16 protein-coding genes are annotated in these 21,783 nt (G+C 62.6%); 6 read left to right on the top strand and 10 right to left on the bottom strand.

Annotated features, from left to right (window positions below):
* Positions 1-50: 50 nt before the first annotated feature.
* Positions 51-710, top strand: a complete 660-nt coding sequence (locus ACSU04_RS10325) for a MerR family transcriptional regulator (protein ID WP_439289367.1) — start codon at positions 51-53, stop codon at positions 708-710.
* On the opposite strand, the gene ACSU04_RS10320 is transcribed toward ACSU04_RS10325, so the two are convergent.
* Positions 704-1,078, bottom strand: a complete 375-nt coding sequence (locus ACSU04_RS10320) for a winged helix-turn-helix transcriptional regulator (RefSeq protein WP_439289366.1) — start codon at positions 1,076-1,078, stop codon at positions 704-706. The two genes, ACSU04_RS10325 and ACSU04_RS10320, sit on opposite strands and share 7 nt — an antisense overlap.
* An 82-nt stretch (positions 1,079-1,160) precedes the next feature.
* Here ACSU04_RS10320 and ACSU04_RS10315 point away from each other — a divergent pair, with 82 nt between their 5' ends.
* The 3 genes from ACSU04_RS10315 (at position 1,161) to ACSU04_RS10305 (ending at position 2,416) form a co-directional block, all read left to right on the top strand.
* Positions 1,161-1,571 (top strand): RidA family protein, encoded by a 411-nt coding sequence (locus ACSU04_RS10315; RefSeq protein WP_439289365.1) that lies wholly within the window; start codon positions 1,161-1,163, stop codon positions 1,569-1,571.
* A gap of 82 nt (positions 1,572-1,653) precedes the next feature.
* Positions 1,654-2,169: a nucleoside deaminase gene (locus ACSU04_RS10310; RefSeq protein ID WP_439289364.1), complete on the top strand. Its 516-nt coding sequence runs from the start codon at positions 1,654-1,656 to the stop codon at positions 2,167-2,169.
* A 70-nt stretch (positions 2,170-2,239) separates the two neighbouring features.
* Positions 2,240-2,416 (top strand): hypothetical protein, encoded by a 177-nt coding sequence (locus ACSU04_RS10305; protein ID WP_439289363.1) that lies wholly within the window; start codon positions 2,240-2,242, stop codon positions 2,414-2,416.
* 28 nt (positions 2,417-2,444) lie between these two features.
* Here ACSU04_RS10305 and ACSU04_RS10300 read toward each other — a convergent pair whose 3' ends face one another.
* From ACSU04_RS10300 to ACSU04_RS10290, 3 genes are all read right to left on the bottom strand, one after another.
* Entirely contained in the window at positions 2,445-2,675 is a 231-nt protein-coding gene (locus ACSU04_RS10300; RefSeq protein ID WP_439289362.1) for a PIN domain-containing protein, read from the bottom strand.
* A 144-nt stretch (positions 2,676-2,819) separates the two neighbouring features.
* Positions 2,820-3,083 carry a type II toxin-antitoxin system Phd/YefM family antitoxin gene (locus ACSU04_RS10295; protein WP_439289361.1) on the bottom strand — a complete coding sequence of 88 codons (264 nt, stop codon included), beginning with the start codon at positions 3,081-3,083 and terminating at the stop codon, positions 2,820-2,822.
* A gap of 154 nt (positions 3,084-3,237) precedes the next feature.
* Positions 3,238-4,086 (bottom strand): phospholipid scramblase-related protein, encoded by an 849-nt coding sequence (locus tag ACSU04_RS10290; RefSeq protein WP_439289360.1) that lies wholly within the window; start codon positions 4,084-4,086, stop codon positions 3,238-3,240.
* Between the two features lie 74 nt (positions 4,087-4,160).
* On the opposite strand from ACSU04_RS10290, the gene ACSU04_RS10285 reads away from it, so the two are divergent.
* Positions 4,161-4,412: a hypothetical protein gene (locus ACSU04_RS10285; RefSeq protein WP_439289359.1), complete on the top strand. Its 252-nt coding sequence runs from the start codon at positions 4,161-4,163 to the stop codon at positions 4,410-4,412.
* A gap of 126 nt (positions 4,413-4,538) precedes the next feature.
* Here the strand turns inward: ACSU04_RS10285 and ACSU04_RS10280 are convergent, their stop codons facing one another.
* The 5 genes from ACSU04_RS10280 to ACSU04_RS10260 are packed head-to-tail and all read right to left on the bottom strand — an operon-like array spanning position 4,539 to position 15,468.
* Positions 4,539-5,522, bottom strand: coding sequence for a CBS domain-containing protein (locus ACSU04_RS10280; RefSeq protein ID WP_439289358.1), 984 nt, complete (start codon positions 5,520-5,522; stop codon positions 4,539-4,541).
* Between the two features lie 30 nt (positions 5,523-5,552).
* Positions 5,553-6,032 (bottom strand): polynucleotide kinase, encoded by a 480-nt coding sequence (locus ACSU04_RS10275; RefSeq protein WP_439289357.1) that lies wholly within the window; start codon positions 6,030-6,032, stop codon positions 5,553-5,555.
* Complete coding sequence (locus ACSU04_RS10270; RefSeq protein WP_439289356.1) at positions 5,993-8,203, bottom strand: 3'-5' exonuclease; 2,211 nt, start codon at positions 8,201-8,203, stop codon at positions 5,993-5,995. Before ACSU04_RS10270 ends, ACSU04_RS10275 begins: the two co-directional genes overlap by 40 nt.
* Positions 8,204-8,205: 2 nt before the next feature.
* Positions 8,206-14,598, bottom strand: a complete 6,393-nt coding sequence (locus ACSU04_RS10265) for a DEAD/DEAH box helicase (RefSeq protein WP_439289355.1) — start codon at positions 14,596-14,598, stop codon at positions 8,206-8,208.
* A 12-nt stretch (positions 14,599-14,610) separates the two neighbouring features.
* Positions 14,611-15,468 carry a tyrosine-type recombinase/integrase gene (locus tag ACSU04_RS10260; RefSeq protein WP_439289354.1) on the bottom strand — a complete coding sequence of 286 codons (858 nt, stop codon included), beginning with the start codon at positions 15,466-15,468 and terminating at the stop codon, positions 14,611-14,613.
* 142 nt (positions 15,469-15,610) lie between these two features.
* Here ACSU04_RS10260 and ACSU04_RS10255 point away from each other — a divergent pair, with 142 nt between their 5' ends.
* Positions 15,611-17,140, top strand: a complete 1,530-nt coding sequence (locus tag ACSU04_RS10255; RefSeq protein ID WP_439289353.1) for a hypothetical protein — start codon at positions 15,611-15,613, stop codon at positions 17,138-17,140.
* Here ACSU04_RS10255 and ACSU04_RS10250 read toward each other — a convergent pair.
* Entirely contained in the window at positions 17,122-21,783 is a 4,662-nt protein-coding gene (locus ACSU04_RS10250; RefSeq protein WP_439289352.1) for an Eco57I restriction-modification methylase domain-containing protein, read from the bottom strand. The genes ACSU04_RS10255 and ACSU04_RS10250 overlap by 19 nt on opposite strands.

Here is a 21,783-nt window from a genome sequence, read left to right as displayed (position 1 = left end):
GCGACACTATCCATAATGGATAGCGTTACTATCGATGTCAAGAGGTGGCGATGAGGATTTCAGAGCTGTCGGCGCAGACGGGCGTTCCGGTGCCGACCATCAAGTACTACCTGCGCGAGCAGTTGCTGCCCGAGGGTGAGCGCAGTGCACCAACGCAGGCCGCGTACGGCGAGACGCACGTGCAGCGGTTGCGGGTCATTCGCGCGCTGATCGAGTCGGGGGTGAGCGTCGCGGAGACGCGTCGGGTGCTGGATGCGCTGAACAACCCGCCGGAGAACCCGCACGAGCTGCTGGGTGCTGCGCATGCGGCGATCACTCCGCCGGTCGATGGGTCGCTCGATCTCACCTCGGCGCAGGATGTCGTCGCGGGTCTCGGGTGGACGCCAGGGATGTGCGACGACGCGGTGCTGCATGATGTCGCCCGCGCGATGCAGGGGCTGGAGCGTGCTGGTTTCGAGGTCCCGCAGGAGACCATGCCGGTCTACCTCAGGAGTATGCGCGACATCGCGGATGCCGAGATCGCCGGGGTCCCGACCGAATCTGCCGAGGCGGCGGTCAGGTACGTCGTACTGGGGTCGGTGTTGGTCGAGCCGCTGTTGCTGGCGCTCAGAAGGGTGGCGCAGCAGGTGGCGTCGGCGGAGCGGTTCGGCGGTGTTGATGAAGGCGGTGTTGATGAAGACGGCATTGATGAAGGCGGCGTTGGTCACTGATCATGCTCGGCGTCGAACCGTTCCCGGGCGAGCGTGACGTCTGCGAGGTGGGTGGATGTCCACAGGAGCAGCGAGTCGACGAGGTCCTGCAGGGTCTGTCCGAAGTCTGAAATCCGGTACTCGACGGCGATCGGCCGCGTATCGATGACCACTCGCGTGACCATCCCGTTGCGTTCCAGCCGGCGCAGAGCCGTCGTCAATGACTTCTGGGAGATGGCGGGGATGACCCGCCGGAGCTCGTTGAAGCGCCGAGGCTGTTCGCAGAGCCGGTCGAGGATCAGCAGTGACCACTTGTCGAGCACCTGGTCCAGGAGTTCACGGTGCTCATCGGAAATCTGGGTGTCGGGGGTCGCGACGGTTTCGTCCATGAAACCTAGTCTCGTTGAAGTGTCCTTCAAGCACTAGGTATAAAAAAGATACTTGATTGCTGAAGATGAAAGCAGGTATCCCATGACTGTCGATCTGATCACCCCGGAGGGCATGTTCCAGCCGGTCCCGTACCACCACGTCTCTGTCAGCTCGGGTCGTCGCCACGTGAGCGTATCCGGCCAGATCGCTCGTGACGAGCACGCGAACAAGCTGTCTCCGGGCGACTTCGCCGGCCAGCTCGCCCACGCGCTGCGTAACACCGCCCGCGGGCTGGCGGGTGCCGGAGCGAGTTTTGCCGACGTCGTCCGACTGCGGGTGTATGTCATTCCCACGGACGAGACGATGTATGCCGACTTCATGCGCGGGCTCGAGAGCGTCGTGGAAGAGCTGGGGATTCCGCAGCCGCTGCCGCCGCTGTCGGTCATCGGGGTGAACTACCTGTTCGAGCCGGATGTGCTCGTCGAGGTGGAGGCCGACGCTGTGCTCGACTGAGCAGCGTCCAGCGTCGCTCGCCCCCACCGATTGGTGGGGGCGTTCGAGAGACCGCCGGAAGTGATCCGACTACGCTGGCCACATGAATCCGGATGCAGCGGCCGAGGGCGATCGCGACCCGGCGGGGAGCCGCAGTGACAAAGACTTTCTGCAGCAGGCAGTGAGGCTGGCGGTCGATAACGTGGCGGAGGGCGGTGGTCCTTTCGGCGCTCTGGTGGTTCGCGACGGCGAGATCATCGGCGTGGGTCAGAACAGGGTCACGCGGGATCACGATCCGAGTGCGCACGCCGAGGTGATGGCGCTTCGCGCGGCAGGGCAGCACATCCGTGACTTCTCGCTAGAGGGCGCGACGCTGTACTCGTCGTGCGAACCGTGCCCGATGTGCCTGGCCGCGTCGCTGTGGGCCCGAGTCGATCGTGTCGTCTACGCCGCCGACCGTCACGATGCCGCCGCTGGCGGATTCGACGACCTCGCGTTCTACCGCCTGTTCGAGACCGAGCGCTCCGAGTGGGCGGTGCCGGTGGAATCGCTGCGGATCAGTGAGGCGGCCGCGCCGTTCGAGCGGTGGTTGAGCACCGAGGCGCGAGCGGAGTACTGAGCCGCCGTTTCGCTAATTTATCGGGGACCTTCTCGGCGAACGGCGGATGCTGCGCCGTTAGGCTTGACGCATGGAGAAGAGCAGCGTGTGGACCATCGTCGGTGTCGTGGTCGCCGTCATCATTGCGTGGACTCTCGTCAGCATTCTGTTCAGCGTGCTGTGGTTCATCGCCAAGCTCGCGGTGGTGGCCGTGGTCGCGGTCGTGGTGTTTTTGGTGATGCGTGGGGTTTTCAGTAAGCAGGAATAGCCGGCAGCCAGCGGATGCGGATGCCTCATTAAGTGACTGTCGCGCGGACGCCGTGGCGACCTGCCGCCCTCGCCAGCTCCTTGTCGAACGTGAGGATGCCGGTAATCGCTCCCTTGAGCCGCACGGCCGTTGCAAGGTGCAAGGCGTCGAGGGAGCGCAGGCCGCTGTGCGTGCTGATCGCTTCCTCGAGGATGCCGTCGCTGAGCGCCACCAGCGCCACTCGGTCGAGTAATTCCTGCGCGGCCTCTGCGCTGATCATTCGGCGGTCAGCGACCGCATGAAAGTTCGACGGCGAGGAGCCTTGAGGATACGAACGGGGTGTCGTCAGCGAACAGTCGCCGGACGGCCTCGTTGCCGTCTTCGTCGATGAGCGCTTTCGCGGCCGCGGAGGTGTGGAGGTAGATCACAGGCGGTCCGCACGCAGGTCGTCGAGGATCTGCTGGCTGGACTTGGAGGCTTTGACTGCGGGCAGTCGGAGCGCGCCTGTTTTTGTCGGGAGCGTGACTTGGCCGCTGGCGACAAGCTCTGCCCATGCGTCCTTCGCTGGTGGTAACAGTTCGGCGATCGGTCGGCCCCGGTCAGTGACTGTGAGCCGTTCGCCCGCGGCGACGCGCGCCAGCACCCGCGCGGTCTGCTGGTTCAGCTCTGTCTTCGTCACGTTGGCCACGTCTCTAGGGTGCGCCCGAACTACTAGAAGTAGTCGTTACTCGAAGTCAACATCTCGTCCGCGGCGACGGGGCCGATGCCCTGCAATACGCTGGTGTCGCAAATCTACGAGTTAGTGATCGCAAACCTACGAGTTGCTCATCGCGAAGCTTTCCTCATATGCCCAACCGCCACTGCCCGCGACTCGAGTTCGAGGCGCCCTGGAAGAGCGCAGTGTCAACAGCCAGCGAGGCGGCGACGACGAGAGAGCGCAATGGATCCTCCAGTGCCCCGTGAATCTGCACGACGTAGTTGTCGGCTTTTGTAAACGACTGCTTGGTTACGCCCGCCCAGTCTTTGGAAACTCGAGCAACCTCGGCCCCTGCGGCATTCTGGATGCCGAAGTCCCAGGCGTCCCAACCGTCCGCATTCATTGATCCGATTGCTTGGCCGCCTGCCTCAAGATCGAAGCGAATCTTTCCGAGTAGCCCGACGGTCTTCTGCACGATCTGACCGATTGGTGAGCCGTCGCCCGCGGCGACGATCATCTTCGACTTGATGAGCTTAGCTGGGCGGGTGAGCCTTAACAGCACTTCGCCGTTCGTGTCGATGACGTGCAACCTTCGCGTTCGATCGTTTTCGGCTCGGACTGCCATTGCCTTCTTCATGAAGTTCTGGCCGACTTCTCGTACTGCGCCGACCTGCTGACCGTGGCGGTTGTATACGGCGTACTCGGCGCTGACTTCGAACAGCTTGGCTTTCTGATTGACCACCAGCACCGGCTCAGAGAGGAGGGTCTCACTGATCGTTTGAGCGTCACCAGCGACGCCATAGTTTTGCATCTGTCGCTGGATCTTCTTGCTTATTGGGTGTGCGGTCGCTGCCGGTGGAGCGATAGCGGGTGGCTCAATCGACTGATGCCCATGCGAGGCGACATTCTGAGTCCAATGGAGGCCATCCCAGTAGCGGTGTTCGTAGCGGCCGGAGGGGTCAGGATACCAATCGGCTGGCGCTTGCGCAGTCATATGCGGAGATTAGCAGGGAGCGAGCAGTCGATCGATTCTCTTCCGTCTTGGAGCAGGGTGAGACTCTCGTCTCGATGCCTGCGCTGGACCTGGGCCGCATGATTGTCGTCGCTCGCGTCGAGCTGCCTGCGCGCTTCAATGTGGAAGGCATGCTGGCGACTCCGACAACCGCGAACGATGTCGACGACGCGGTGGCGCCGAAGCGCAATCCTGCTGGCTCTCAGAGCGTCGAATACTTACCTTCAGCGGAGGGCAGCTGCGAATATTGTGCACTGGTCACATTGAAGAAGCAGACCATAGGTTGCTCGCGAGCCAGAACGAGTTGAAGAAGCTCACGCCTCAGCAGATCTCTGAGCGTCTGCAGTACCTGATTGAAATGAATGCCGCCATGTTTAGGGGGACTCGTGCCAACGACTACTGAGCGCCCGCTTTGAACTCCTGGGGGCCAGGAGTCAGTCGCGACCCGCGCTTTCCGCTGCGTTCAGCCAGTTCAGGCAGTATGCGACGGCCGTGTCCGTTTCTTCATCGCGGGCGGCCCGGAAATGCATGATGTCATTCCGGATGTCATTTATCTTCTTCAGGTTCTCAATGCAGGTGCTTCGATCAAGTCCAAGGCTGAGATTCTTCCAGTGCTTCGGATTCTCTAGCACGCGGATGTACTCGCCGAAGGTCATGTCGCTCGCCCCCGCGAAATCATCGCGCCTCAGGTTCGGGTCGGTGCAGCTTTCAAGATCAGGGACAGGTAGGCGATCCAGGATTACCCGGAGTCGCGTTTCGATCTCTCCGATCCGTATAAAAGGGCCCGTCGAGTTCTTGAACGTGCCGGCGAGATCCGATGCGGTGACGATGCCAACGATGACTCCTGAGGGGTTCTTGTAGTAGATGAACTCACGCTCGATAATGACGGGAATAAGATCCATGAGGTTGTCGGACGAATCGGCGACATGACCGCCGATAGACATCACGTCCCTCGCTTTGACATCGGTACTTCCTGTCGCCCGTGATCTGGCGATTGACCGCCACGTTACGGTTCCGTGCAGATTGCGTGAATGTTTATCCATGACCGGAATCTGTGAGAAATCGGTCATGAGCATGAGTGTTTCGATTCGTTCGAGCGTGTCATCTAGGCCGACGCAGGTGAGCGCGGGGGCATCATCCGCGATCTTCGATATCGGCAACCCCACCTGGTGAACAGTACGTGTGGTTGCCCGTCGGTCGCTCACCGTGACGGTGCCCCAGTAGTCTGCGCGATCGAGTTCTGGTTCGACGACGAGCCCTCGAGTTCGCAGCGCCTCATTGATCCCGGCGTTTACAAATCTTCCTCGCCGAGTGTTGCCATTCAGGGAGAGAAGATGTCTTAGCTCGACCGTTTGGGGCGCATCTATAGTGACGTGGTCGAGCAACTCGGTGAGCGTCTCATAATTTGTTTCTGACACGTGCGTCATCCCCCAGGGCTTGTCATTCCGTTAAAAATCGCCGTCGGCGACCTGAAGACATACGAGGCCGCGAGCGCGCCACATCTCGACGACACTGCGGCGATCATCAACCACGCCGATGACCTTGTAGCGTGGCGCGATGATCGAATCATAGATCTCCCCCTTCACAATATGATCCGGTCGGTTATCTCCGAGCGGACGCAGGAAGAGTGAGTCGAACTCGATGCCGTGAAACGTAAGCCACGACTGAGTCTGCGTTCGAGCTGATTCATCTCTGCCGGAGATGACCACGATCGAATCAACATTCGGATGCATGAGCAACGCCTGTACAAGCTGCACGACTGGCTCGTTGGGGCGATCCCTCGAAACGGCGTGCATGTTGTAGGGGGAGCGGGCGGCGCGCAACGCCAGCGTGCCATCAACGTCAATGATCCAAGCGCGCAGCGTTCTCGACATCGTCGCGGCTCCCTTCACGCCCCGAGCAACAACCCGCTCGGCGCGCCCTTCCATGTCACGACGAGCTCATCCCGAGCCCTCGAGGCCGCCACGTACAGTAGCGACCTGAACCTCTTGTCGAGGTCTGGCTTCTCCTCGTCCGGGACATTCTTATAGGCCCACAACGGCGGGAACGATCCGTCCGACACGTCGAACAGAACGACTCGTGAGAACTCCATGCCCTTCGCGTTGTGCATCGTCATCACTACGGGCTGGCCGCCGGTGATACGGGGCGAGTTCAGCAGCGCGACCGAGACGTCTCGCTGTCCCAGCCCCTGCTGAATCTTCTTGGCGATGGTGTTCGTGGCGGCGAGGATCGCGATCGTCTCAGGTTTGACCCCGGAATCGAGCCAGCCGTGGATGTCGTCTGCGATTGAGTCGAACTGTGCCGCATCTGACTTGAGCATGCGAGTCACCGGCTTCGGGCCGCTTCGAGCGGAGCGGTATCCCTCTGTAGTGACGCTCTCATCCTGCGCGTCCGAATATTCGACACCGGACAGGATCCCCATCGCGTAACGGAGGTTCTCCAGCGTCGTCCGGTAGTTCAACGTCAGACGACGGGAGCGACCCTGGACCGAAATGCCGTACCTCTTCAGAACCGTCGGCTGGCCGTAGATGCGCTGATGGGTGTCATCAGCAATGAAGAGGTCGTTGGGGCCCTCCGCGACGAGCGCACGCAGGAGCAACCACTTTGCTGGGTCGAGGTCTTGTGCCTCATCGATCAGGACGTGATCGGCGAATGTCGTGTCCGACTCGCGGAGCCAAGCCGCGGAAACCGCAGCGATCTCGCCGTACCCGATCGATCCGGCGATCCGATGGTCCTTGCGCATCTGCTCGATGACCGTCCACACGAGTTTGCGGCGTCCTCGATCGAGTGCAACGCCACGACCTGGGCGCCGCACGCTGAAGTACTGCTCTTCAGCCGTGATCCCAACGGGCAGGATCACCTGCGCATACTCGCCTGCGAAGAACGCTTCTGAGCGAAGCGAGACCGGAAGAGCGTCGCCGGCATGCTGGATCGCGGACGCCCAGTCAGGCTCCGCAGGTGTCGCCGTCGTCTCGCGGGTCGATCCCAGAACTTCGAGCGCACGCGCGGCGAACTCGTCACCTGCGCGCAGCCGCACACTCGCCGCGATCTGGTCGACGCCACGGATATGGATGCCGGGCTCACCGAGCTTGTCTGCGAACGTGAGTTTCGGGTCGAGGCGCTCGAGGTCGCGGCGCAAGTTCTCCGCCAGTGCCCTGGTGAAGGTCGTCAGCACGATCCGCGCTTCGGGATTCTCCTGCGCGAGGTGGCGTGCGCGGTGGAGCAGCACGACCGTCTTCCCCGTGCCAGCCCCACCGGTGAGGCGGAAAGATCCCTTACGGTCCTTCTCGACGTGAGTCCGCTGCTCGGGGTGGAGGAACACCCGCCAGGCGCCGAAGTCGCCGTCGTCGATCACTCGACGCAGCGCCTCGTCGTCATTCCCCTCGATGAAGGTGAACTGCATCCGCGCGGCCGGGTGCTTGAGAGCTTCGATAATCGACGCGTCGTCGGCCGCATCCGCATCCGCATGAGGCGTTGCGTGGTTGAGGCCGAGGTCTTCTTTGATCAAGTGCAGCGCGTTCCCGGCTGCCATGGAAATGAGAACATCGGCCTGCCAAGCATCGTCCAGGCCCAGAGCGAACTCGAGCAACGCATCGTCGCCGACCACTTCGAATGCTCGCGCGGTCACGGCGGCATCGAACCCGAATTCATCGACCAGATCGGACTGGAAGAACCCGCGTTCGGTCAGCAGCGAAACATCCGCCAGCTTCGAGACTGCCGGCTCAACGACCTGGGGTGTCGGAACAACAACCTCAACGTCCTCTTCGAGCACCTGCCGGAAACTCGCGAGGCCGTTCACAGGGTTCATGCTCAGTACGGTCGTGCGTGCGCGCTTGATCGCCTCATCATGTTCCCAGGTACCTGCATACACATAGGCCCGTTCGCCCTTGGCAGGTTCGAGCTGGAACAGCACCGCACGCCAGTGGATGTCGACGCGGGCGGTTCTCACCCGCGAGTCGAGGGGCTGCTGCATCGGCTCGACATTGAGACCCTTCGTCTCATCGTTGGCGCCCAGCTTCTGCAGGAAGGTGTAGATCTTCCCCTTGATTACGGGGTCGTGCTTCGGTTCCTTGACGCTCTGCCAGACGATGGTGGGCATGGTCAGTTCCTTCCAGCGCTGGCGAGCGCTTCGACGACAGCGGATGCATCGGGATTGATGACTGTCCACCCTTCGGCGGACAGGTCTTCACGGTCTGCTTCGGTGAGACCCCAGGTCGTCGCGACCCGTTCATCTTTCCAGACGAAGGCGAACGGGATGCCGTCACCGAGTTCGACTCCCATGACGGGAATGGATGCGACGCCGGCGACGGCAAGCTCGTTGATGAGTTCGCGTTCGAGAGCGGTCGCGTGGTCGGCGAGCTCACGCCATTCGATACTGAGCTCCACCAGCGGGAAGTCGACTGTACCGACAGGCGACGTCGCCTTGGAACCGTCGGCGATCTGCGAGAGCGAGACGATCTCGATCCCGCTCAGGTCGTGACGCCAGCCGATCATGTTGGACAGGTGCAGCCACCGACGCCAGGCATCTTTGAACCCCGTGGATTGCAGTGCTGTGTCACGGTCGTCAATGACAAGTGCGAACTCGCTCGCTCCCTGAGCGCCCATTCGTGTGGCGTGCACGAGCGCGCCATCTTCCACCACCCACGCTGAGCCGTTTCCAGGCGTTCCGTGCGTTCCGTTCAGAGCAGCGGCGGCCGCAGCCACGGGGCCGTCCGGAATCTCCACCGGCATACCTGCAGGCTGTCGGGTCATCATCGGGAGTGCCCGAGCCAGCTTGTCGCGCTGACGCGCCTCACCGACCGGATCCTGCATCCACGCCATCAGCATGGTGAGCGGGTCGGCGTACATTTTTGAGAGCTGGACCAGGGGAATCTCGTACTGCTGAGCGGTGGTAGCCGCCCACGCATCGTCCAGCCAGCTCGAATCGACGGTCGAATCCTCCTGCAGGTCGGCCCATGTCACGGCGACAACTCGGTGCCCACCATCGCGGGCCTTCGCCCGCTTCGAGGCGTCATCAGCGAGTCGGTTGTGCTTCGTCGAGGCGTGGAACTCGAGTCCGTCAGTGTAGATCGCGATCGGCGCTGCGCCGCCGCCGTGTTGTTCAAGTACGAAGTCCGGCTGCGTGAACCCCAGCTGCACCTGCGGGCTGAGTTTCCAGATACGCGAGTCTCCCGGGAACGACACCTGCACGATGTTGCCCCAGTCACCTGGCTTCTCCTTCGCCGTGCCGCCCAATTTCGAGACACGTTCGGTGAAGCGCTTGCGGAACAGCTGCTCGATGACCGACTCGTCAAGCACGACGCCGGGGTCTTCCTCGGTGTAAGCGAAAGGTTGTGGCTCACCGGCCTCATCCACGCGAAGTAGTTTCGCCAGCGCCTGCTCAGCGCTCGCGCGGGAGACGGACGACGTCTGCCCGCCCGCATACGGCAAAAGGCACCGGTGGCAAGCGGAGCGCTGTTCTCCGCGGCACGGGCAATCGCGGACGATCTGCCACGCCGTGACGAGCAGATTGTGCATCCGATCGGGATCAGCGAGCTCGGCGAGATACCCAGTGCCACCGGGCACCGCATCGTGGACCAACAGTGCATCGGCAGCGTTCGCGTCGCCCGTCACCGGTTCGACCGTCTGGATGACACGAAGGTGGTCGGGGTCGCCACCCATCACCTCGCGGAGCCCGCGCAGCAGCGCCGCCGAAAGGCTCGGGGTCGCGAGGCTGTCGCCCAGTGTGATCGACATCGGGAGGCGTAGGAATGCTCCCTGTGTCACGAGCGTTCGACTCAGTGCGACCGAGACTGTGTGCTCGACGTTGTCGAGACGCCGCGCGCACCAGGATCGGTGGTCTCGGCGGTCATTGCCACCCGCCTGTGAGTCGACCTTCCCGCACGTGTCGCACACGCGGAAGAGCGGAGCCGTGCGTTCGGCACCCGCGATGAACTTCGTCTCACCACCGGATGCCTGCTTGCCAAGGTTGATCCACCGAATCGTGAGGTCGCGCACGTAGGTCACCCCGAAGCGGGTCTCCTCGTCGAACCATCGCCGAGCGATCCCCGCGGAATCAAGGTCGGCGGCAACCTGCACGGTGAAGCGAGTCCGCCGACGCTCGTCGCTGCGATCGCTGATCGCCGCTTCGTCGCGGCGAGCAAGAGCCGACACGGTCTCTAGTTCGACGACTCGCAGCCGCTGTGCGACGTCGTTCATCCCCTTCGTGCTGCAGCGGGGGCACTCGTTCGACGCAGTCGCCAAGCTGAGAAGGCGGGCATGTCCGCACGCCGCACAGAATGACCAATCCTCCACGGCCTCCCCGCCAGGGCCGAGGTCGATGGCATCCACCGGAATCTCCATGCCCTGCGCGTAGAAGAATGCTCCGGGTGCGAGTTCGTGGATCGCGACAGCGGCGCCGCGCTGATAGCTGAACGTGTCGTCTTGCCACTGATCGGTGTCTGGATCGACCCACGAGACGGCAGCGTCGAGAGTCACCGAGTCATCGAGGAGCGTGTAGTTGGGGAGCAGGCCGAAGCGTTCGAGCGCTCCGACCCAGTAGTCAGTGCGCAGGTCGTGAAGCTGCTTCCCCAGCATGCGATGGGTGATCTGTGCGGCGCGCAGGGCGTCCTTCGCATCGAGTTCCAGACCGAGCTTCTCGGCAGCCTCCAGATCGGGGATGGCGTCGCCGACCTCCTTGCGACGGTGGACCAGCACATCCACCTGCTTGTTCCAGCGCTGCACAGCGTCGCGCACGACCGTGGCGAGCTGAGATGAGCCCTCATCCTCAGCCGGACGAGCGAAGTTGCGCAGCCGTTCCCGGGCTCCGTCCGCGAGTTGCGGGAACGTCGCTAGGAACTCATCGGCTCGATTCTCGTGGTGCGTCTCCGCATCGCCGATGAGGTCCCCGAGGAACGTGCCGTGCTCGCTGGATGCCAGAACATCCTGTGCACTCGTGATGCTGTTATCTGCGGCACCGGCCCGGCGATCGAGCAGTGAAGCGATGAACTGACGCTGCAGAATCTCCTGGGCGTCGAGGAATGTCGCTGGCGGTCGCACTGCACCGTTGATGACCGAGAGTGGGTCGCCCATGCGTGGTAGCTGGTCGCCGCGGCCGGTCACCGCAGCAACCGACAGCGCGTTGCCCGTGAGACGTCCCGCACGGCCGACTCTCTGGAGATAGGACGCGACCGATCGGGGGATGCCTGCGAGGATCACCGTCGACAGGTCGCCGATGTCGATACCCATCTCGAGCGTCGGCGTCGCGACGAGCACGTTCGGGGCGGAAGGGTCAGCCTCGGCCGATTTGAACCCGTTCTCATAGGCCAGGCGGGTGGGGCCATCCAACAGGCTGGTGTGTTCGCGGGCAACGACCCGACGCATCTGACCCGCGTCATAAAGGGTTCGATAATAGTTCTCCTCTGCAGGAGCGGGATGCAGCGTGCCGGGGCAGCGAGCAGAGAAGCAGGGTCCGTCGGAGAGAGAGTCGACCACTTCACGTGTTCCCGTAATCGGGTTCTGACACACATCGCACACCAGCCGCACCGCACCGGACTTGAGGTCCGCGAGGCTGACGGGCGTCACAGTGATCGCTGATGCGGGCAACATGTATGCGACCGCGGTACCAGTACCGATGGGACGAGACCGGAGCAGGCCATCCTTTTCCAGCTCGGCCAACAGCGCGCGAGTGAGGGAAGCGCCGTCCGACGCGGGAACCTGAAGAACCTTCCGCGCCCAGACGGCGAACCAGCTCTGTGATGAGGAGACGACGTCGAGGTGAGTGCGATGGCCGTCGTCGCCGGTCGGAGCCTGCGGCCCAACACGGGGGAATGCCGGGGCCTCGCGCCCGGGTGGAAATGCTGGCATGCCGGAACCGCGGGGGCGACCGCCCCAAACGCGCCATCGACGACCGTCTTCAGAGATGTACTTGCTCAGCCACTCGTGCTCGATCGCGCCGCGTTCCCGCATGCGTTCCAGTACGCCGCGCACCCATCGCACGACGATGGCGGGTGAAGCCTCCGCGGGGTTGAAGCCGTCGAGCAGCCCGTCAGGCTCTGCTTCGGTCAGGATACGGCGTCCGAGCGCCTCCAGCTTCGCGTCCGTGACATCGACCGCGGCGGCGAGACTGCCGGTGAGCTCCAGTGTGCGACCGACCCGCGAGTGGAGTCCGAATTCCAGCTCAACGTCGAACAGCAGCCGCCGTTTCACACGGTTCAGAACAGCCGTGGGCACAGCACGGATCGTCTTAGCCGACCAGAACGGCGAGAACTCCTCGCGATCGACGAGCTCCGGGGCTATGAGGCGATAGCGTGCGTCTCGATCGTCGCCCGCCTTTTGCACGAGCAGGTTGACGATCTCGTCGAGAGAGGCAGGTTGGTCGTCCACAGCCTGGCGAATCGCGTTGCGTAGTGCGAAGACGTGCGCGCGGCTCTGCACGAACCCCGCACGGTGCGCAGCGTCCTGCACACTGTCGGTGAAGACGAGAGCCTTCTTCTCTGCGTGGTCGAGCTGAGCATCGCCGAACAGGGTCGTAATGATGACGCTGAGCATCGTGGCCATGGCAGACCCGAGGAAGCGGATGCCGTCACGACGCTGGCACGCCGGGCACACATCATCGCGGGAGTCATCGTCCACGTCGTCGCCGGTGAGCGCGAGCACGGGGAGCATGTACTCGGCTGACTCGTCGCCGGACGGTTCCGTGGATGAGAGGCGACGCGCCTGCGGGTCGAACCACGCGAGTCCACTGACCTCCTGGCCACCCGCATCGGTATCGGCTTCTGCGGGAGCGTGCAGCAGCGCGCGGAATCGGCTGCGGTTCTCCCGAGATGCGTGATTGCGGCGGATGCCTTCGTCATCGGAGGTGAGCTCGTTGCCGACCGGGGCCAGCTCAATACCCCAGCCACTGCGGCCGCAGTGACGGCAGTAGACGGCGGGGAACAGTGGTGCGTCGTCCTCTCCAACGAGGGCATCGCTCGGTCCGTCGTCGTTCCAGGAGAATCGCACGGCGGACGAAGCGGCGCGATCGACGCGGGTGAGTTCGCGGACCCAGAGGTGTAGATCGATCGAGAGCGCATTGCGGCCCACGCGGGCTCGCACGTGGCTGAGCATCGCGAAGATCCGGGTGAGGAACACCCGGCGCAGCTCGCGGCGTGACTCGAACGTCTCATCGGCGCCGAGGCCGCCAGGTAGAAGCTCGTCGGCGAGATCATCGAGGGAGATTGACTTCGTTGCCGCCTGCACGATCCTGTGCGTGATCGGGTGCTCGGCGACACTTGCGAGCAGATCTGCATCTGGAAGGCCTGCCCAGTCGATCTTCGGGGTGCCTTCGCCATCGGCCGTGTCTTCCGCGTCGACCGCTGGGTAAAGCTCGTCGAGTACTCGAGAGGCTATCTCGGCCGAAGTCGCGTCGTCTGCGATGTCAGCTTCTGCAACAGACCGGGCGAGAGTGTTGTTGGGCGATGTGCTTCTCCCGACCTGGGGAGCGCCGGCAGCCAGCGCGTTCTGGATCCACTGCCGCGTCGACTGGCGGGTCTCCTTCACCACGCTGTCTTCGGTGAACGGGCGACCGAACACGGTCTCGGCGAAGGAGAGCATGCCGGCTGCATCGCCGTCGTCGCCGAGCGTCGCACTCGTCGCGACCGGGGTGACGTCACCGAGCGGAAGCTCTGCGAGCTCTGCCGCCAGAGGTCGATCTGTCGGACGCAGTCGCTTGAGTGCGAGGCCGAGACGGCGCAGCAGCATCGCGACATCGGTGCCCTGGGCGCCGTCGTAGGTGTGGAACTCATCGAGGACGAGGTACTGCAGGCCCTGTGCCATCGCCTCGACGACGCCCTGGTCTGCACCACGCAGCAGGATCTGGTCGAGCATCTTGTAGTTGGTGAGCAGGATATCTGGCGGGTCGTCACGGATCGTCTCACGGTGATTGATGAGACCGTCGGCAGTGACGCGCGTGCGCTGCTTCCCGCTCTGTTCTCCGGTGAACAGCGCGGCACGGATGCCCTTCAATGCGTCGTGGCTGCGGATCATCTCTGCGATACGTCGCGCCTGGTCATTCGCGAGGGCATTCATCGGATAGAGGATGAGTGCCTTCACCCCGGTCTCGCCGGCAGCCTTCGCTCGAAGCACATGGTCGAGGATCGGGTAGAGGAAGGCCTCGGTCTTTCCCGAACCGGTGCCCGTTACGACGAGCGTGGGCAGTGGATGCTCCTTCACCGACCCGTCGGGCTGTTCGCCGAGGTTCGCGCTGCTGAGGCGACGGAACGCCTCGGCCTGGTGTCCGTAGGGTGTGTGACCCTCGTACCAGCCGAGCGTGTCGCGCCAACCATCCTCGGCTGCCCGGAACGGTATGCGGGCTCGCACATAGGGCCCTCGGAAGATGCCGGAATCGGGATCCGTGAGGAATTCCGTGAGGGCGTTCTGCACGTCTTCATCGGACAGCGCGAACGTCGTGGTCAGGTAGTCACGAAGACTCTCACGGATCTGCGCGGCTTCGCGCGACGGCAGCAATTCGCTCACATGGCGAATCTACTAGGTTGCCTTCGCCTCGCTGGCCCAGCGGTGCGACCGAACGAGCATGGCTTCTCGCATCTGGCTGTCATCGACAGCGATGTATCGCTGGGTCGTCGCCACTGACGCATGGCCGAGCACGGTCTGCACAAGTCGTAGGTCATGAGTTTCGTTGTGTAGCTCCGTGGCGCACAGATGACGTAGCTGGTGCATTGTCGTCCCGTTGCCGAGCGCTCGACGGACAAGCGTGCCCACCCAGTGGGGCGAGAGATGCTCGCCGTTGGGTCCGGGGAATAGGTAGCCTACCGGTGCGCGGAGAAGTACGTCTGCCAGCGATTCGGGCAGCGGGAGGACACGCTTGTGCATGCCTTTGCCATGCGCCACGAGTGACCAACCGACGAGATCTCGGACCAGATCGTTCTCGGGGTGCACGCGCGAGACTTCACCTCGGCGCATACCGAGCTCATTCGCCAGACGAAGCATGAGAGCGACTCGGGGCTCGGCGTTCGTGACGGCCGTTCGAACTGTATCGGGTGCTGCAGGGCGTGGACGCGGCTGCTCGGGGCGGATACCGGGAAGCGCGAGCGCGACATCCACGTCAGTGTGTCCCGCCTGCGCACCCCACGCCCAGAAGCGACGGATGGATGATCTCATCGCACGCGCCGTCTCGCGCTTCCAATCGTGTCGCCCGGTCCAGTCCAGAAGCTCCGATGAGGTGAGCGTCCAAGGTGTGGGCGCAAGACTAGAGCGAGCGAGCCGCCTGATGTGCGCGGTGCGCAGCCCGATCGTTTCTGATGACAGGCGCATACCCGTCATCGCGACACTCCACGCATCGATGTCGTGTTGCCAGGTGGTCGGGACGGAGTGGTTTGAGTTCATGGCCATACATTGACGGACATCGGGGCTGGGTGCACGTAGTGATTACCTGAGCCGCCAGTGGAGAACCCGCAAAGCTAAAGTTTCAGGTTCCGTTGGTCTGATTCATCCGGACTCACACTTCACCGATGAGGGTGGAGGGCTCTTGCGCGCCGCAACATATCGGCGTCTGCGTAGGCATTGGTATTTCCATAATGCGCTGAAGCTGTTTGAAGTGTCGGACCATGTCAAATACGGGATTCATGTCTACGGTGGCGCGCGGAAGCCGGAGTTTCTGCAGGCGACGTCGTTGTATCATCCGAGTACCGTGGAAGCATCGTTCAAACATGATGGTTCCGGTGTTGAACCCGGTCTCAAAGATGACGAGGGGCGCTGGGACCTCCGCGCACATTCATCACGAATTCAGCATGTCGACGAGTCGACCTTGGGGACTTGGCACGCTGTGCTCGAAGACGCTGCTGTCCCGATCGAGCAAACCCGCATGGTGTACACGGTCAACCGTGCAACAGCGGCAGTGCTCGACAAACTCGCCGCATCACCGCGCATCGGTTCACTTGGCCTCAAGTTCTCCGCTGGTTGGCACGAGAAAAACGATCGAACCAAGGGCTACTTTGATTCGGAGTGGGGTGTTCCGGAATCGTGGGATTCGGTCATCCTGCAAGGGCCGCATCTCCATGTCGGAAACCCGTTTTACAAGTCACCGAACCCGACGATGCTCCACAACCAGGACTGGACAGCGGTCGATCTTGAAGCGCTGCACCCCAATGCGATACCCGCAACCCAGTACAAGCCCCGCGGCGACCGCGCAATCTACGCGGGAGGATATACACACTGGGAGGACAAGGCTGGCGCAAGTGTTGCGTCGCGGGACCGTTATCGAATCGCGTGGCGAAAGATGGCAGCTAACACTGGTGAACGCACGCTTATTACGGCGCTCATCCCGCCAGGCACTGCGCACATCGATGGCCTCGTAACTGTCGGCAGTGGCGACCGACGAGATCGCCTGACCGTGGCTGTGGCTGCCCACCTTTCGAGCCTTCTCTCCGATTCACTCGTGCGTTCCGCCCCCATGGCGAACATCCGAATCTCTACGATTGAGCGCCTTCCATACTTAGAGTCCGAGCTCACGGCGCCGCTACTGCTTCGGACCCTGCGCCTGAACTGCATGTCAGATGCGTACGGCGAACTGTGGTCTGCAACGTACGATTCGATGTTTTCTGCTGATTCGTGGGCAGGTGGAACTGATCGAGCCGATCGACCTATGCTTGGCGACGTTGCGGCGAATTGGAGCTCAACAGTGCCTCTGCGTCGAGCTGTTGATCGCCGTCAGGCTCAACTGGAAATCGACGTGCTAATAGCGCTCGGCCTGGGAATCAGTGCGGCAGAGCTCACGACGATTTATCGCACGCAATTCCCCGTTCTGTACGGCTACGACCATGACGAGTATTTGTACGATGCCCACGGTCGCCTAGTGCCCACCGAGATCCGGCAGATCTGGAAACGAGCTGGCGAACCAATGGAGAGCGCGCATCTCAATCAAGATCTCCGTACGGTTTATCACGCTGGCTCTGGTGTGGCCTACACCTACCAGCTGCCCTTTATTCACCTTGACCGAGAGACCGACCTTCGTGCGGCATACAACGAGTTCGCACGACACTATGCGAGGTCCGCGTAGGCGCGGCGAAGGTCTTCTTCACGATCCAGGACCCCGAACGGGAGTTCGTACTGGTAGAGCCTTCCGGAGCCTGGATGCACCAGGGAACGCGCGTCAGGAGGAAAACTGTCTCCGTCGACAAGTTCACCGAGCCGCTTCCAGGTTTGCCTCAAGGCCGTCGGAACGATTCGCCCGTTCGCGTCATAGAGATACTCTTCCTGGTCGTAGCCGTACAGGACCGGAAACTGTGTGCGGTAAATCGTTACAAGCTCTTCTATATCGATACCGAGCGAGAGCGCGACGAGAGCATCAACCTCGATCATCGCGTTGCGACGATCCCGCGCTCGACGGAGCGGAACGTCCACGGACCAAGCTGTTTCAGTCACGTCCTCCCAGATGGGGGCGAACGCCGCCGTCAACGCGTTAAGACGAAGGACTCGCTCAATTATGTGCGTCGCGTACCTTGCGTTGCGAGCCAGCGGTAGGCGCTCTAACACACCCTGATAGATACCGCTTTTCGGGGCCGCCCGGACGGCAAAGTCCGCTACCAACGACGACACCGAACCAAGTGCCAGGAGTAGATCCTCCGTGCGTCCACCCGGGAGTCCGAAACTGAACAGCCCGTTCACATGGGCGGTGCCCGGCGGTATCAACGCCGGGATCAACGTGCGCTCTCCTGTGTTTGCGGCCATCGCGCGGTATGTGATCCGGAACTGCTGCCGTACAGATGTCTTACCAGTATCAGCATCCCACTGCCCGTACGCAGCAGCATAAGTCGCGCGGTCGCCGCGGGGCTTGTACTGGGTTGCGGGTATCGCATTGGGGTGCAGCGCTTCAAGATCGACCGCTGTCCAGTCCTGGTTGTGGAGCATCGTCGGGTTCGGTGACTTGTAAAACGGGTTTCCGACATGGAGATGCGGCCCTTGCAGGATGACCGAATCCCACGATTCCGGAACACCCCACTCCGAATCAAAACGTCCCTTCTTGCGATCGATGGACTCGTCCCAACCGCGGGAGAACTGAAGCCCAAGGCTGCCGATGCGCGGCGCGCTAGCCAGCTTCGCCAGAACTGCGGATGTTGCGCGGTTGACCGTGTACACCATGCGGGTTTGCTCGATTGGAACAGCAGGATCCTCGAGCACCGCATGCCAAGTCTTCAGCATCGACTCGTCGACATACTGAATTCGTGATGAATGTGCGCGGAGGTCCCAGCGCCCCTCGTCATCTTTGAGACCGGGTTCAACACCGGAACCATCATGTTTGAACGATGCTTCCACGGTACTCGGATGATACAACGACGTCGCCTGCACGAAGTCCGGGCGGCTTGGTGAACGATACACGTGGACGCCATAGCTGACGAGGTGGTGCACCTCGAACAGGCTGAGTTCATTGATGAATTGCCAATGACGTCGCAGTCGGTGGTAGGTCTCACGTCGGAGCGTGCCGGCCTTCTCATCAGTGAAGTGCGTCTCGGGGTGTATAAGACTGACGGAACCTGAAAGTTTTGCGTGTGCCCAAGTCTGCGACATGAAGCAGCGGTAGAGGTCTGGCTGGAGGCCTGCGAGATATGGGTACATCTGGGCGCTGCCAGCGAATGCGGCAATTGACGAGACATCGGTGGTGCCATCGACGACGAGCTCTCGCACGCCGGGGACCGCGAGTGCGTCAGTCCGGTGGTGTGAGTCCTCGCTCGCGGTCGATTTTGCCTTGAGCTGCCACCAGGGGTCACCCTCGGCAAGTAGAGCGTCCACATCAGAACGAGGACGCACCCACGGTGGGTTTCCGACCTGTAGATCAAAGCCACCCTGTGCGAAGACGCTGGCGTAATCGAGTTCCCAATGAAAGAAGCCGTTCGCATCAGCGATGCGTCCAGTCGCGGCTAGCCACGGGTGTTCGGTGAGCACATCCTCGAGCTTTCCGGCGCTTGCGTAGCTGGCGTCGATGGCTTCGGCGCCGGCCAGGTCATGCCAGTTAGTCGGTAGCCCGAGCATCTGGGCGCCATGTCGTGCCTGCTGAGGCTTCGTCTCGACGTGAACACCCAGTAAGGCACGAATGCCTGCAATCCAGTCATCCAACGACGGAGGCGTGGCTCCTGCTGTCAGCGACTCGGTGAGTGGCCAGAACCACATCGCGCACCAGGCATCCATCACCCGGCGCAGCCGCTGATAGGCGCCGTCGGGATCCTGGAGGAAGCGTTCGACCTCCTCACGCGTCACAGCGCCAGTCGAAGTTACTTCCTCACGCGGGTCATTCCACAGATCGACCTGACGTCGCACCTGTGACTCCGCTATCTCCAACCTGCGCAGCGTGAACTGCCACAGCGTCTCGACACGGTGTGACAGGTTCTGCAGTTCCTTGATCTGCTTTGACGAGGGCTTCTTGCGCATTGATCCCCGCCAGGTCCGCAAAGCCGCGGTTGCCTCGGGAGCAAGCGCCTTTGCCTCCTTCGCATCGACTGCGGCGCCCCATCCCTCCGCAGGGAGCAGGAAGTGGTGGATCTTGCCGCTCGTGGCGGAGGCGACCCGGCCCTCGCGCATCTCCTCGACGAGCGTCGACACTGAAACATCAACCGGCACGTCCTTCAGCCAGGCTTTGTCTTTGACCTGTTTCTCGGAGTACACCGCGCGACGCGCACCGACGAGGGAGTTTCCGCGGCGGAGCCGGAGCCCGAACCACGGTGCCTGCAAGCCATCGACCATTGTGTCGAGCCACAGTGAGATCTCGGCGAGCTCCACGGCGGTCGCGTTGAGGTCGACGCCGTACACCTGATGCAGGGCGATCGCGGCTTTCGCCTTCTGCAGTTCGCGGGGTCGTTGGTCAGGATCGATGCGCTCGCCGATCTCGTCCTCGCGTCGTCGGAGGTACTCGTCGGCGAGTTGCCGAACAGCCTCGATCGCGAACGCGCCGGAGCCCAATGCTGGCTCACACACCGATAATCCGAGGATCTCTTCGGCTGAAGTCTTGTGACCGTCTTGATCGAGCAGCTCTTCAAGGGCCTGCCCTACGACGAATCTGGTCAGCACCTCAGGGGAGTAATACGACGCCGAGGTCTGGCGCTCGCGGCCGGACAGGCGATACACGAACTCGCCGTTCTGATAGCGACGCTGCACTTTCTGACCGGTGTGCGGATCTTCCGTCATCACGAAGTGTTGTGGCGCGATCCCGTCCGCGCGGTCCACCGGAACCACCCACGAACCCTTGGACGAATCGCCGTCCTTAGCGACCTCGTACAGGTCGGTCTCAGCGAAGAATCCGCTGTACGACATCAGCCCCTCGTAAACGGCACCGAGCTGGTTAATTCCCAGGTCAGCATAAGAAATAAAGCCACGATCAGACCCGCGCTTCGTCCGCTCTTCTCGGGTGAGGAGGAGGAGAGAAAGCACTCGCTGCAGGGCGCCGTCGCCGAGGCCAGTCTCGTCGATCAGGGACACCGCAGTGACGCGAAAGAGGTCAGCGTTGAGCGGGTTGAAGACGAGTCCTTCGTCCATGGCCGACGACGCACCGGCGTCGTGCCTTTCGACAGGCTCAGAGAGCGAGGCGGATGGGCTGGCGTCGTGGCCGGCATCGACCAACTGGAACAGTGTGCGCAGCGACTGGTACAGGTGGCTGCGGCGACGGGACTCTTCGCCGAGCTCGACGAGTACTAGCTCTCGGAGCCGGTCGAGCCCGTACCCGAGCGAGTACTCGGGGGCTCCGACGGGCAGCACCTTCAACTCAGGTGACGCTTCCGCGAAGAGGAGGAACAGGATGCGATACAGGTAGCGCAGCGACTGACGCGCCAGGGTGTTGGCCTCCGCAGCGGGTAGAGGGTCGAGACCCTGAGTTGCGCGTCGACGCACGACTTCGTTGGCGATGATCTCGATGGACTCGCGCACACCCTCGCGCAGATCTTTGGAGACGCCGACCGTGTGCTTCACCGAGTCGTCGAGTGTCTCGGCCCACCAGGTTGTGCCATCCACCCCAGGCAGTACGGATTCTGCAGAGAGGATGGCGACGGCTCGGTCGAACTCGCCGCCGCGCTTCTTCGTTTCGCCCCGATCGAGCGCCAGCTGCACGTCGACTGCGAGGTAGCGACCTTCGGCCCAACGCTCCCGCTCGGCGACGAGCGCCTGCGCACCCGTGAGGACGACCGCGAAGGTGGGTGCGTCGTCGCCGGAGAATATCCACGACAGTGCTTTCGCGACAGATACGATCTGGTCGGATTCGCCCTCCGGCGTGAACGTCTCGAGAAGTGTCGTCGCTGTTTTGGTCAGTAGGTCAGACACGTCGCTGACCGGGCGTGCCAGTATCACTGCGGCGGCAGGCGAGTCCGCAGAGTCTTTCGGTGCGAGAAGGATGACCGGGCCGGACACCTTCCGGGTCCAGCGCGAGTCGGCGTAGCCGAGGGCTCGAAAGAGTGGCTCGAGGATACGTTCCCGGTGCGCCGCGAGATCAACGGCGGACGTATCGTCACCGGACGGCGCGAGGGCGGACAGCGCGGTGACTAGGTCGCCCCGGGCAGCGGAGAGACCGCCGCGGGGAGTGCGCTCACCGGCATCCTCACGCCCGTCCCAATCCTTTCGGCAGGCCGTCACTCGACCCTGGAACGACTGTTTCGTCGAGTCGGTGCTGAAATAGTGCTCGCTAATCCAGTCTTCGCCGACGATGAAGGCATCCGATGCCAT

The organism is Microbacterium sp. A84 (assembly GCF_051842815.1).
In the GTDB taxonomy this organism is placed as follows: Bacteria; Actinomycetota; Actinomycetes; order Actinomycetales; family Microbacteriaceae; genus Microbacterium.
The sequence above is the reverse complement of the archived record's forward strand: the minus strand, read 5'-3'. Positions and strand labels throughout refer to the sequence as shown.

Bases quoted from the DNA above. Each gene is read 5' to 3' on its own strand.
- ACSU04_RS10325 (WP_439289367.1), top strand. From the start codon at position 51: ATGAGGATTTCAGAGCTGTCGGCGCAGACGGGCGTTCCGGTGCCGACC.
- ACSU04_RS10320 (WP_439289366.1), bottom strand. From the start codon at position 1,078: ATGGACGAAACCGTCGCGACCCCCGACACCCAGATTTCCGATGAGCAC.
- ACSU04_RS10315 (WP_439289365.1), top strand. From the start codon at position 1,161: ATGACTGTCGATCTGATCACCCCGGAGGGCATGTTCCAGCCGGTCCCG.
- ACSU04_RS10310 (WP_439289364.1), top strand. From the start codon at position 1,654: ATGAATCCGGATGCAGCGGCCGAGGGCGATCGCGACCCGGCGGGGAGC.
- ACSU04_RS10305 (WP_439289363.1), top strand. From the start codon at position 2,240: ATGGAGAAGAGCAGCGTGTGGACCATCGTCGGTGTCGTGGTCGCCGTC.
- ACSU04_RS10300 (WP_439289362.1), bottom strand. From the start codon at position 2,675: ATGATCAGCGCAGAGGCCGCGCAGGAATTACTCGACCGAGTGGCGCTG.
- ACSU04_RS10290 (WP_439289360.1), bottom strand. From the start codon at position 4,086: ATGACTGCGCAAGCGCCAGCCGATTGGTATCCTGACCCCTCCGGCCGC.
- ACSU04_RS10285 (WP_439289359.1), top strand. From the start codon at position 4,161: ATGCCTGCGCTGGACCTGGGCCGCATGATTGTCGTCGCTCGCGTCGAG.
- ACSU04_RS10275 (WP_439289357.1), bottom strand. From the start codon at position 6,032: ATGGAAGGGCGCGCCGAGCGGGTTGTTGCTCGGGGCGTGAAGGGAGCC.
- ACSU04_RS10270 (WP_439289356.1), bottom strand. From the start codon at position 8,203: ATGCCCACCATCGTCTGGCAGAGCGTCAAGGAACCGAAGCACGACCCC.
- ACSU04_RS10260 (WP_439289354.1), bottom strand. From the start codon at position 15,468: ATGAACTCAAACCACTCCGTCCCGACCACCTGGCAACACGACATCGAT.
- ACSU04_RS10250 (WP_439289352.1), bottom strand. From the start codon at position 21,783: ATGGCATCGGATGCCTTCATCGTCGGCGAAGACTGGATTAGCGAGCAC.